Annotated in this window: 14 protein-coding genes and 1 tRNA gene; 4 read left to right on the forward strand and 11 right to left on the reverse strand. The window is 56.2% G+C overall.

Features of this window, described 5'->3' with window-relative positions:
* Position 1 precedes the first annotated feature (1 nt).
* Positions 2-298, reverse strand: a complete 297-nt coding sequence (locus BSF44_RS11635) for a hypothetical protein (RefSeq protein WP_095943635.1) — start codon at positions 296-298, stop codon at positions 2-4.
* A gap of 84 nt (positions 299-382) precedes the next feature.
* Between BSF44_RS11635 and BSF44_RS11640 the strand changes: the two genes are divergently transcribed.
* On the forward strand, positions 383-1,027 hold the full coding sequence (locus BSF44_RS11640) for a hypothetical protein (protein WP_095943636.1): 645 nt from the start codon (positions 383-385) through the stop codon (positions 1,025-1,027).
* A 721-nt stretch (positions 1,028-1,748) separates the two neighbouring features.
* Positions 1,749-2,333, forward strand: coding sequence for a hypothetical protein (locus BSF44_RS11650; RefSeq protein ID WP_095943638.1), 585 nt, complete (start codon positions 1,749-1,751; stop codon positions 2,331-2,333).
* Positions 2,334-2,407: 74 nt separating this feature from the next.
* On the opposite strand, the gene BSF44_RS11655 is transcribed toward BSF44_RS11650, so the two are convergent.
* Positions 2,408-2,773 (reverse strand): hypothetical protein, encoded by a 366-nt coding sequence (locus BSF44_RS11655; protein ID WP_095943639.1) that lies wholly within the window; start codon positions 2,771-2,773, stop codon positions 2,408-2,410.
* Positions 2,774-2,875: 102 nt separating this feature from the next.
* Between BSF44_RS11655 and BSF44_RS11660 the strand changes: the two genes are divergently transcribed.
* Positions 2,876-3,088, forward strand: coding sequence for a hypothetical protein (locus BSF44_RS11660; RefSeq protein WP_095943640.1), 213 nt, complete (start codon positions 2,876-2,878; stop codon positions 3,086-3,088).
* Positions 3,088-4,200 carry a phage integrase Arm DNA-binding domain-containing protein gene (locus BSF44_RS11665; protein WP_095943641.1) on the forward strand — a complete coding sequence of 371 codons (1,113 nt, stop codon included), beginning with the start codon at positions 3,088-3,090 and terminating at the stop codon, positions 4,198-4,200. Before BSF44_RS11660 ends, BSF44_RS11665 begins: the two co-directional genes overlap by 1 nt.
* Positions 4,201-4,289: 89 nt before the next feature.
* On the opposite strand, the gene BSF44_RS11670 is transcribed toward BSF44_RS11665, so the two are convergent.
* The 9 genes from BSF44_RS11670 to thrS all read right to left on the reverse strand — a co-directional run bounded on the left by BSF44_RS11670 (position 4,290) and on the right by thrS (position 11,743).
* Positions 4,290-4,366, reverse strand: a tRNA-Pro gene (locus tag BSF44_RS11670).
* A gap of 89 nt (positions 4,367-4,455) precedes the next feature.
* Positions 4,456-4,812, reverse strand: coding sequence for a MerR family transcriptional regulator (locus BSF44_RS11675; RefSeq protein ID WP_003179985.1), 357 nt, complete (start codon positions 4,810-4,812; stop codon positions 4,456-4,458).
* Entirely contained in the window at positions 4,793-5,095 is a 303-nt protein-coding gene (gene ihfA / locus BSF44_RS11680) for an integration host factor subunit alpha (RefSeq protein ID WP_002553164.1), read from the reverse strand. Before ihfA ends, BSF44_RS11675 begins: the two co-directional genes overlap by 20 nt.
* Before the next feature lie 3 nt (positions 5,096-5,098).
* Entirely contained in the window at positions 5,099-7,477 is a 2,379-nt protein-coding gene (pheT, locus tag BSF44_RS11685) for a phenylalanine--tRNA ligase subunit beta (protein WP_095943642.1), read from the reverse strand.
* Between the two features lie 26 nt (positions 7,478-7,503).
* Positions 7,504-8,520 (reverse strand): phenylalanine--tRNA ligase subunit alpha, encoded by a 1,017-nt coding sequence (gene pheS, locus BSF44_RS11690; RefSeq protein WP_007975711.1) that lies wholly within the window; start codon positions 8,518-8,520, stop codon positions 7,504-7,506.
* Between the two features lie 109 nt (positions 8,521-8,629).
* Positions 8,630-8,986: a 50S ribosomal protein L20 gene (rplT, locus tag BSF44_RS11695; protein ID WP_007905879.1), complete on the reverse strand. Its 357-nt coding sequence runs from the start codon at positions 8,984-8,986 to the stop codon at positions 8,630-8,632.
* Positions 8,987-9,014: 28 nt separating this feature from the next.
* Entirely contained in the window at positions 9,015-9,209 is a 195-nt protein-coding gene (gene rpmI, locus BSF44_RS11700) for a 50S ribosomal protein L35 (RefSeq protein ID WP_002553160.1), read from the reverse strand.
* 60 nt (positions 9,210-9,269) lie between these two features.
* Positions 9,270-9,821: a translation initiation factor IF-3 gene (infC, locus tag BSF44_RS11705; RefSeq protein ID WP_172435341.1), complete on the reverse strand. Its 552-nt coding sequence runs from the start codon at positions 9,819-9,821 to the stop codon at positions 9,270-9,272.
* Positions 9,821-11,743: a threonine--tRNA ligase gene (gene thrS, locus BSF44_RS11710; protein WP_095943643.1), complete on the reverse strand. Its 1,923-nt coding sequence runs from the start codon at positions 11,741-11,743 to the stop codon at positions 9,821-9,823. The genes infC and thrS overlap by 1 nt, the downstream gene beginning before the upstream one ends.
* Positions 11,744-12,080: the final 337 nt, after the last annotated feature.

A 12,080-nucleotide genomic window follows, 5' to 3' on the forward strand; every position in this document is an offset into this window, starting at 1 on the left:
CTCATTTCAGTTTCGGCAAATCGCTGATGGTATGAGTGACGTTTGAGCCAATATCTGAAACCTCGATTTTTTGATTGCCATTTTCATCCATTTCGATTTTTAGTTGCCCACCAGTGGCCCCGCTTGCAAATAGGGGGTACAGAATTGCTCCGCCCTCAATAGCGTTTACAGCCTGTTCAAAAGTAATGATTTCGTGTTGACCTGTTGCCTGGTTGTTGCCACTCACGGGGTTCCATTGAAACTCAACTGCCTCACCGTTCTTGTTGATGCGAACTGCCGAAACTAAATACATAGCCATAACGCCACTCCTTTCCTGAACGCTCAACTGTAGCTCATCCCTTACTACCCTTCAGCCCGGGCATGCCCCGGCATAGGACGCCCCATGCTCACAGAAAACAAACCGGCCGAGCCGCTACCGAGCTTGGCGACCGGTGCCGAACTCAATCCAGCTACCTGGGCTGACTTCGTCCAGCGCCTGCGCTATGACTGCAAGGGTGAACGGGTCCGAGACCACTGCACCGCCGCCGCCATCTTCATTGTCGAGGCCCGCCGCATCGTCTACGGCCTGGACATGGATTACACCGACAAGCGTCTGGTGTACTGGGACAGCGGCGAGTCAGTAGCCTACTCGGTGAAGGAGTACTGGGACGGCTTGTCCAGCTACGAGAAAAGCCAGCTTAATAAAAAGATGCAGGCTTGGTCCGAGTGCCAGTTCATGAAGGCCGACGAGTCGGATCAGTGGTATGTGCTCGGCGAGCTACCCGAACACACCGTCACCGGCTGGGACGATCGCTGGGAGTACGTCAACGCCCATTTCACCCACGCTGCCGCCGAAGCATTCATCAAGCGTAAGAAGCACGACTACCGCGATGGGATGCGCGTCTACGTCGAATCGCAGTATTACGCCTGGGAGTTTGAAGCCATCAAGGCGGCGATACTCGACGGCACGCTGACCTACACGCCGAAGCCGGTTGTGAATGCCCATGATCTGGCACCTAAACACTTGTTGCGCAGCGCTCTAGATTAGTCATCTGAGCCTGCATCTGTTCTAGCATCACCTTTAAAGGGCTGTACTCCCGAGCCTGTACCGCGGGCCTGGGATCCCAGCCTTCTAAAGCGATCCGTTGGCACATCTGAACAATCGCCCTGGCATTCAGAACGCACTCAACCACTTCTGTAGTAGGCATCGACATGAGGTCGATAGCATTTAGGTCCCGTAAAATCTCGTCGACCCTCTCCAGGGACCTCCTCACATCTGCGGGGGAGTCCGGCGTAATAGGCCGATAATGGTTTCTCAATCGATAATTGAGAGCTCCAATAGCGTCAAACGCATTAAGGCAGCGTTCTTCCACAGCGCGAATCACGACTTTTTCTCTTGCTCGAATGTTGTTCTTCGTGAAGCGCCGATCACCAGAAGCGATTAATGCCGCTACCAATATCGCAAGGATTGAACCTATCGCTTGAACCCAGGCTGAGGCTTCATTCGGGAGCCAACCGGTTTTGTTGAAATACCCGATCGACCCAACGACTACCCAAAGCCCAGCCCCACCGAAAACCAATAGCCATAACGCCCACAAGGTTCGCTCTACAAATCTATTCCATTGCATATCAAGGCTCCGTTTCCGTGCAGGCACTTTGCCTCAGCGTGCTGCTCGTATTCAACTTAATCAAAACGCCGGAATCCGCCTCAACACCAAGTAATTCCCTCCCCCTTCAAAGTCAGCCGCTATAGCGGCAAGGACGAAGTCATGCCTGAAGTAAAAGTGGTGATGTACGAATCCCTGGACGCTGCCAGCATTCAAACTGTCACCGGCTGGGTCGGCGCAGATGGTCGCTTCTGGGGTAACGATGAACACATGGCCAGATATTGCGGCGCAACCCATCGCCGCTGCGAGAAAAATCCAGACCACCCAATCTACGAAGTGCGCAGCTGGTGCGAGCAGTGCCACTCCGACAGCAGGGCCAAAGCATTCGCGGCCATGCCTACCAAAGACTGGGAAGGCGAACCGCTGGTGGACTTCGACGGAGACAACTACTTCTTCGACTCGGACAGCCTGCGAGACTACATCCTCGATGGCGACGTGAACCTATCTGACCTGCGCCTGTGCATCTGTGAGCCGAACATGCCGCGCGAGATCGACCCGTCGGACGTTTTCTGCGATGACCTGCCAGAGGACGGTGAAATACGCGACGAACAGTTGGTGGCCGCGTTCGACTTGCTCAACGAGATGATTCGCAAATCTGAGCCACTGTCGTGGTCGCAAGGCAAGTTCGCCGCGGTGCTGCCTCAATCTTTCCTAGACGAAATCGCCGCTGAGCAGGTGACTCCATGATTGCCATCTCCTACATGGCCCAGCTTATCCACAAGGGGCCATATAGTAATATGGTCTCAAATTTCAATAACTTGCTAGTTAAAGTAGGGAGCTATGACATTAGCTAGCACCGAACTACTAGTCGTTAAAATAAACGCTTTCAAATCATCAAGGTGCGTTTGCTTATCTTCTGTCTTCGCCTCTATAAGTCGATCCAGAATTGTTTGAACATCGCCCCGATGTTGATCGGAAAGCTCACCAAGAAAAGGTTTTAAGTCCTTAAGTAAGGCAGCAATTTTTTCTTCTGGCGTTGAAATCACTTGAACAACGTCTCCCCGCACGTCAACTCCTAAAACATCTGAAATATGGAGATCCGCATCTGGATCGCACTCGACCCTAACAACGCTTCCACCTATGCGTTGACCCCGGACACCTTCAATTCTGAACTTACTTTCACCCATCTAACACCTCCGAATTGATGCTCATTAGTAGCGCCGACAAAGACCGCGCTCTCTACATAACATCAATCACCTTCTGCCGCCACGCGCGGCATGGAGTATCCAATGAAAAAAGAACTGATCAAGATCAGCGAGTTTCAGCGCCGGCGCTGGGGCGAGAACGGAACCCCACAATGCCCCCAAGCGATTCGCAACCATATCCGCAACGGCATAGTCCCCGGCGAGCAGATCGGAAAACTCTGGTACGTTGACTGGACCGCATTCACCCGCTCGGACGGCAACGACCTGGTGGCGATGGTATTGAAAGGAGCTGCATGATGGTCCCACGGCCGCGCAACAAGGCGAACAAGAGCCTTCCGCAGAACCTGTACTTCGATGCGCGGCGCTCGACCTATCGCTATCGCCGGCCAACTGACGGTAAGTGGTTTCAGTTCGGTACTGATCGCATCAAGGCCATCGACGCCGCGAAGCAATTGAACCTGGAGTTCATGCGCGGCGCAGACTTGATTGGCGCCGTGCTGGGCAACTCATCCGAATCTTTCGCAGGCTTCCTCGATACCTACGAGCGCGAAGTTTTACCACCGCGCGAACTGGCCAAGGGAACTCTGGGGTTGTACGCAGTGCACTTCCGGCGATTCCGTAAGCAGTTCGAGGGCAAGGCCGTCGACCAGATCACGATCCGCATGGTCGCGGAGATGCTGGATGCCCTCACCCCCCGGACGGCAAACCAATGCCGGGCACTGCTGATCGATGTTTTGAATCACGCTGCCGCCAAAGGCCTGTGCCCAGACAACCCGGCGGCCAGCACAATCAACCGCATTGAGAAAAAACAACGCAAACGCCATACCGTCGAAGGCTTGAAAGCCATCCGGGAGAAAGCGCCAGCCTGGCTACAGAATGCAATTGACCTCGCCCTCATCACTGCCCAGCGCCGGACGGACATCCTGGACATGCGATTCGACGGTGTTCGAGAGGGCTTCCTGTACTTGGTGCAGAAGAAGACGGCGAAGGCTAGTGACGCGGCGTGGATCCGCTTCCGGGTGACACCTGAGTTGCAGGCTGTGATTAGCCGCTGCCGTGACGACACTGCTTCCCCGTACCTGGTACACCGCAAGCCCGATCGCCTGAAACAGAAACAGGCACAGACCAAGGACCATTGGACGAAGATTGAAGAGCGGTATTTGACGCGAGCATTCAAGGACGCCAGGGAGGCGGCAAACTGCTACGCGGGATGGAAGGAAGAAGAGATGCCGGGCTTCCACGAAGTGCGAGCGTTGTCACTGCACCTGTACAAGAAAGCCGGAAAGGATGGGCAGAAAATCGCAGGGCATGCGAGCGAAGGCATGACCAAAAACTACCAGCGTGACCATGAGGAAATCATTTGGTCAGAGGCGATTCCAGACCTAAATATCAGCGAAATCACCGGGTAGTTTTGCGCCAGTTTTGCGCGGGTTTTGCGCAGACACAAAAAAGCCGATCTATCTGATCGGCTTAAGTGTCTGATTTTACTCAGGAATAATGGTCGGGACGGAGTGATTCGAACACTCGACCCCTAGCACCCCATGCTAGTGCGCTACCGGACTGCGCTACGCCCCGACTAGGCGTGAAACCTGTTCCTCACCTCGAGGAACGCTCAAGAATATATCGCAAGCTTTTGAAAACTGGAAGTATTTAAAAGCGAGAATTTATTTCTTGAGTACCACCAGAACATCTTCGAGCTCGGCGATCATCTGGCGGATCATTTGTTTGTATTGGGTGGTGTCGTCTTTGGCTTCATCACCAGACAAACGCAAGCGTGCGCCGCCGATGGTGAACCCCTGATCGTAAAGAAGCGCGCGGATCTGCCGGATCATCAGCACGTCCTGGCGCTGATAATACCGGCGGTTTCCGCGGCGTTTGACAGGGTTGAGTTGAGGAAACTCCTGCTCCCAGTAGCGCAGCACGTGCGGTTTTACCGCACACAGCTCGCTGACTTCACCAATGGTGAAGTAGCGTTTGCCCGGGATGACGGGGAGCTCGTCGTTATGACTTGGTTCCAGCATAAGCCTCAACTCGGGCCTTCAACTTCTGCCCTGGACGAAAGGTGACCACACGGCGAGCCGTGATCGGGATTTCTTCCCCCGTTTTCGGATTGCGGCCAGGCCGCTGGCGTTTGTCCCGAAGGTCGAAATTGCCGAAACCGGACAATTTGACTTGTTCGTTGTCTTCGAGAGCGTGCCTGATTTCTTCAAAAAACAGTTCGACCAATTCCTTGGCCTCCCGTTTATTCAGGCCCAGCTCCTCATACAGACGTTCCGCCATCTCAGCTTTCGTCAGAGCCCCCATACGTCACTTCCTTAACGTGGCGTTCAACCTTTGTTCGAGCGAGGTGAGGATGTTTTGCGTTGCGGTATTCACCTCATCGTCATTAAGAGTGCGCGATGGATGCTGCCAGGTCAAGCCGACTGCGAGGCTTTTTCTATCAGGATCAATGCCTTTACCCTGATACACGTCAAATAGCCTGAGGTCTGTCAGCCATTCGCCTGCATTTTCACGGATTACGTCCAGTACAGCCGTGGCTGCAACGTCTTTATGCGCAATCAGTGCAAGGTCACGACGCACTTCAGGAAAGCGCGATAACTCGTGGAATTTTGGCATTTTGCCCGACGCCACTTCCGCCAGAACCAGCTCGAAGACGAAGACCGGACGGTCGAGACCGAGGGTTTTCGACAATTCAGGGTGGATAGCGCCAATGAAGCCAACCAGACGACCGTCACGCTCGATGCGCGCGGTTTGACCCGGGTGCAGCGCTGGGTGCTTGCCCGGCACGAAAGTGAACGCATCCAGGGCACCGGCGAAGCCCAGCACCGCTTCCACGTCAGCCTTGACGTCGAAGAAGTCGACGGTATCGCGCCCCTGCGCCCAGCCTTCCGGCAGGCGACTGCCGCAAACAACACCCGCCAACATCGGCTCTTGCTTCAGACCTTCAAGCTGACCCACGAAACGCAGGCCGCTTTCGAACAAGCGCACGCGATCCTGCTGACGGTTCAGGTTGTGCTGAAGCGCCTTGACCAGACCCGGCCACAGCGACGAACGCATGGCAGCCATGTCATTGGAAATCGGATTGGCCAGCAACAACGGCTCCACACCCGGATTAAACAGTTCGAACTGTTTCGGATCGATGAAGCTGTAGGTAATTGCTTCCTGATAACCACGGGCAACCAGCAGGCGACGCAGTTCAGGCAGGTCGCTACGCGCCTCTGCCTTGGCTTGCGGCGCCAGACGCGCTTGCGGATAACGAACCGGCAAACGGTTGTAGCCGTACAGGCGTGCCAGCTCTTCGATCAGGTCGACTTCCAGGCTGATGTCGAAGCGATGGCTTGGCACGTCCACACGCCACTGCCCTGCCCCGTCGGCAGTAATGGTCAGGCCCAAGGCATTGAGCAGACGCTCCACTTCGGCCGAATCCATTTCCATACCCAGCATCTGGGTAATGCGCTGGGCACGCAGGGTGATCGGAGCAATTTTCGGCAGGTGCTGTTCGCTGACGGTCTCGATGATCGGACCCGCTTCACCACCGGTGATTTCCAGCAGCAAGCCAGTCGCGCGCTCCATGGCTTCGCGGGCCAGTTGCCAGTCCACGCCACGCTCATAGCGATGGGACGCATCGGTATGCAGGCCATAGGAACGGGCCTTGCCTGCTACGGCGATCTGATCGAAGAAGGCACTTTCCAGGAACACATCACGGGTGGTCGCGCTAACACCGCTGTGCTCGCCACCCATGACGCCGGCGATGGCCAGTGCACGGGAGTGGTCGGCAATCACCAGCGTATCGCTACGCAGGCTGACTTCCTGACCGTCGAGCAGCACCAGCTTCTCGCCGTCTTCGGCCATGCGCACACGGATGCCACCGTTGATTTCGGCGAGATCGAAGGCGTGCAGCGGCTGACCCAGTTCCAGCATCACGTAGTTGGTGATGTCGACGGCAGCATCGATGCTGCGCACATCTGCACGACGCAGGCGCTCAACCATCCACAGCGGCGTAGGCCTGGACAGGTCGACGTTACGAATCACACGACCGAGGTAGCGCGGGCACGCGGCGGGCGCCAGTACTTCAACCGAACGCACTTCGTCGTGGGCGGCAGGAACCGAAGCCACCACCGGACGAACCACCGCAGCGGCGTACAGGGCACCGACTTCACGGGCCAGACCGGCCAGGGACAGGCAGTCACCACGGTTCGGGGTCAGGTCGACCTCGATGCTGGCATCTTCCAGGTCCAGATAAACACGAAAATCCTTACCTACCGGCGCATCGGCCGGCAGTTCCATCAGACCGTCATTGCCTTCACCGATCTGCAGCTCGGATTGCGAGCACAGCATGCCGTTGGACTCAACGCCACGCAGCTTGGCCTTCTTGATCTTGAAGTCACCTGGCAGCTCGGCACCGATCATGGCGAAAGGAATCTTCAGGCCCGGGCGCACGTTTGGCGCACCGCAAACAACCTGGAAGGTTTCCGAACCGTTGCTGACCTGGCACACGCGCAGCTTGTCGGCGTCCGGGTGCTGCTCGGTGCTGAGCACCTCGCCAACGACCACGCCACTGAAAACACCGGCGGCCGGCGTAACGCTATCGACCTCAAGACCGGCCATCGACAGACGAGCAACCAGCTCATCGCGACTTACCTGCGGGCTAACCCAGCCACGCAGCCATTGTTCACTGAATTTCATCCTGCTCTCCTAAGAATTCGTTACGACTAGCGAAATTGCGCGAGGAACCGCAAGTCGTTGTCGAAGAACAGACGCAAGTCGTTCACGCCGTAACGCAGCATGGCCAGACGCTCTACGCCCATGCCGAAGGCAAAGCCCGAGAACTCTTCCGGGTCGATCCCGGACATGCGCAGCACGTTCGGGTGAACCATGCCGCAGCCCATCACTTCCAGCCAGCCGGTCTGCTTGCAGACGCGGCAGCCTTTACCGCTGCACATCACGCATTCCATGTCGACTTCAGCGGATGGCTCGGTAAACGGGAAGTAAGAAGGACGGAAACGCACCGCCAGTTCCTTTTCGAAGAACACCCGCAGGAATTCTTCGATGGTGCCTTTGAGGTCGGCGAAATTGATGTCGCGATCGATCAGCAGGCCTTCGACCTGGTGGAACATCGGCGAGTGGGTAATATCGGAGTCGCTGCGGTATACGCGGCCTGGGCAGACGATGCGGATCGGCGGCTGTTTCGACTCCATGGTGCGGACCTGTACCGGCGAGGTATGGGTGCGCAACAGCATGTTCGCATTGAAATAGAAGGTGTCATGCATCGACCGGGCCGGGTGGTGGCCTGGGATGTTGAGCGCTTCGAAGTTGTGATAGTCGTCTTCGACCTCAGGGCCTTCGGCGATGCCGTAGCCAATACGGGTGAAGAACTGTTCGACGCGTTCCAGAGTGCGGGTAACCGGATGCAGACCACCGGAGGTCTGACCACGGCCAGGCAGGGTCACGTCAATGGACTCGGCGGAGAGTTTGGCAGCCAGATCGGCTTCTTCAAACAATGCCTTGCGCGCATTAAGGACCTCTGTGACACGCTCCTTGGCAACGTTGATCAGCGCACCGACCTGCGGACGCTCTTCTGCCGGCAAATTCCCCAGGGTCTTCATCACCTGAGTCAATTCACCCTTCTTGCCAAGGTAGTGAACCCGGATTTGCTCCAGGGCATTGATATCTTCAGCGCTTTGCACAGCCTCTAGTGCTTGAGAGACGAGCGCATCCAGGTTTTCCATGTACAGACTCCAGATACAAAATAGGGGAAGAGCTTGAAGGCTCTTCCCCTATTTATGACGTTTAACACCTGGCCCCACAGATGCGAGGCCGGGTGACTGTCGGGGGTACTTAAGCCAAGGTGGCTTTAGCTTTCTCGACAATCGCAGCAAACGCCGCTTTTTCGTTCACTGCCAGATCAGCCAGAACCTTACGGTCGATCTCGATGGACGCTTTTTTCAGGCCGGCGATGAAACGGCTGTAGGACAGACCGTTGATACGAGCACCAGCGTTGATACGAGCGATCCACAGAGCGCGGAACTGACGTTTTTTCTGACGACGGTCACGGTAGGCGTATTGGCCTGCCTTGATTACCGCTTGCTTGGCAACACGGAATACGCGGGAGCGTGCGCCGTAGTAGCCTTTAGCAAGTTTCAGAATTTTTTTGTGACGCTTACGGGCAATGACGCCACGCTTTACACGAGCCATGAGTTACTTCCTCTATTCTTGACTAAAATTAACGAAGGCGCAGCATGCGCTCGACTTTTGCCACGTCAGACGGATGCAGCAAGCTGCTACCGCGCAGTTGACGCTTACGCTTGGTCGACATTTTGGTCAGGATGTGGCTCTTGAAAGCGTGCTTGTGCTTGATACCGTTAGCAGTTTTCAGAAACCGCTTAGCAGCACCACTTTTGGTCTTCATTTTTGGCATGTTCGGATACTCCGCATTCAGTTGATAAACATAATCAGAAGGCCTGCCGTGCCCTGTTGATTACTTCTTCTTTTTCGGGGCGATGACCATGATCAGCTGGCGTCCTTCCATCTTAGGATGCTGTTCGACCGAACCGTACTCGAGCAAGTCACCTTCAACTCGCTTGAGGAGTTCCATCCCCAGCTCCTGGTGGGCCATCTCACGGCCGCGGAATCGCAAGGATACCTTGGCCCTGTCCCCATCACTCAGGAAACGTACCAGGTTGCGCAGTTTTACCTGGTAATCCCCTTCCTCCGTCCCTGGACGAAACTTGATTTCTTTAACCTGGATCTGCTTCTGGTTTTTCTTGGCCGCAGCAATCTGCTTCTTCTTTTCGAAGATCGATTTGCCGTAGTCCATCAGTTTGCAAACAGGTGGTACTGCATCGGCGGAAATCTCCACCAGATCCAGCTTGGCCTCTTCAGCCTTAAGAAGCGCGTCTTCAATTGACACAATCCCGAGCTGTTCACCTTCAGCTCCAATTAACCGAACCTCGCGTGCCGAGATATTCTCGTTGATCGGGGCTTTCGGTGCAGCTCGTTTATCTTGTCTCATTTCACGCTTAATAATAATTACTCCGAATCTGGGCGACCACGCCGGGAAACCGCTTGCGCGAGGAACTCAGCGAACTGGGCGACGGGCATCGAGCCCAGGTCAGCACCTTCACGAGTACGCACAGCGACAGTCTGCATCTCGACTTCCCGATCTCCGATAACCAGGAGATAAGGAACCTTGAGCAACGTATGCTCGCGGATTTTAAAGCCGATCTTTTCATTTCTCAAGTCAGACTTGGCACGAAACCCGCTTTCGTTGAGAGTTTTTTCCACTTCGGCGGCAAAATCAGCCTGTTTATCAGTGATATTCATCACCACTGCCTGGGTCGGAGCCAGCCACGCGGGGAACGCGCCCTCGTAGTGCTCGATCAGGATTCCGACGAAACGTTCGAAGGACCCCAGGATCGCCCGGTGCAACATGACCGGGTGCTTGCGGCTGTTGTCTTCGGAGACGTATTCGGCTCCCAGACGGACAGGCAGGTTAAAATCGAGCTGCAGGGTACCACATTGCCAGACGCGACCGAGGCAATCTTTCAGCGAGAATTCGATCTTCGGACCGTAGAACGCACCCTCGCCCGGTTGCAGATCGTACGGCAGGCCCGCGCTATCAAGGGCTGCGGCCAGTGCAGCTTCGGCGCGATCCCAAAGCTCGTCGGAACCGACGCGTTTTTCCGGACGAGTGGACAGCTTCATCTCGACATCTTTAAAGCCGAAATCGGCGTAGACGTCCATGGTCAGCTTGATGAACGCGGCGGACTCGGCCTGCATCTGCTCTTCGGTGCAGAAGATGTGGGCGTCGTCCTGAGTGAACGCACGCACGCGCATGATGCCGTGCAAGGCGCCCGATGGCTCGTTACGGTGGCATGCACCGAATTCGGCCAGGCGCATCGGCAACTCGCGGTAGCTTTTCAGACCCTGGTTGAACACCTGCACGTGGCAAGGGCAGTTCATTGGCTTGATCGCGTAGTCGCGGTTTTCCGACTGGGTAGTGAACATGTTGTCGGCGTAGTTGGCCCAGTGCCCGGATTTCTCCCACAGACTGCGGTCAACGACTTGCGGCGTTTTGATCTCCAGGTAGCCGTTGTCACGCTGAACCTTGCGCATGTACTGCTCGAGCACCTGGTACAAAGTCCAGCCGTTCGGGTGCCAGAACACCATGCCCGGCGCTTCTTCCTGAGTGTGGAACAGGCCCAGGCGCTTGCCGATCTTGCGGTGGTCGCGCTTTTCAGCTTCTTCGATGCGCTGGATGTAAGCCGCCAGCTGCTTCTTGTCCGCCCATGCGGTGCCGTAGACGCGCTGCAACTGCTCGTTCTTGGCATCACCGCGCCAGTAGGCGCCGGACAGCTTGGTCAGCTTGAAGGATTTCAGGAAACGCGTGTTCGGCACGTGCGGACCGCGGCACATGTCGACGTATTCTTCGTGATAGTACAGGCCCATGGCCTGCTCATTCGGCATGTCTTCGACCAGGCGCAACTTGTAGTCTTCGCCACGGGCCTTGAACACTTCGATCACTTCGGCGCGCGGAGTGACTTTCTTGATCACGTCGTAATCTTTCTCGATCAGCTGCTGCATGCGCTGTTCGATGGCGGCCAGGTCGTCCGGGGTGAAAGGACGTTCGAAGGCGATGTCGTAATAGAAACCTTCATCGATGACCGGACCGATGACCATCCTGGCGGTCGGGTACAACTGCTTGACCGCGTGGCCAACCAGGTGGGCGCAAGAGTGGCGAATGATCTCCAGCCCCTCTTCATCCTTTGGCGTGATGATTTGCAGCGACGCGTCGCTGTCGATGATGTCACTGGCGTCGACCAGCTTGCCATCGACCTTGCCGGCAACGGTGGCCTTGGCCAGGCCTGCACCGATGGATGCGGCGACCTCGGCTACGGAAACCGGGTGATCGAATGAACGTTGACTGCCGTCGGGAAGAGTAATAGTTGGCATGGCGCCTCCTCTCCTAGTGGTGACCCCTACCAAAGGTCACGTGGGTTGGGATGAGCCAGTACAAGATCCGGTCCAGGCCATTCAATGACGAACGCCTGCCTTACAGCGGCAGGAGCCTTGCGGCCAACCGGAAAACCGAACCAGAGTGACTGGGATTCAAATCAGGGTTAATCGTGCATCTGCCGCCACCGGGACTGAAGGTCCGTCGGAGCCTGCAAACGCCCGAGCGAGGCATGCTAGCACAGATGAACGGTCGTCGATGCACGCAGACTCCGTGCGGGGGCAAATCGGGCATTTTTATGCCAGAGTGCTGAACTTGAACACCGCTTCGCCCCTC

Source organism: Pseudomonas sp. ACN8 (assembly GCF_002303925.1).
Lineage (GTDB): Bacteria > Pseudomonadota > Gammaproteobacteria > Pseudomonadales > Pseudomonadaceae > Aquipseudomonas.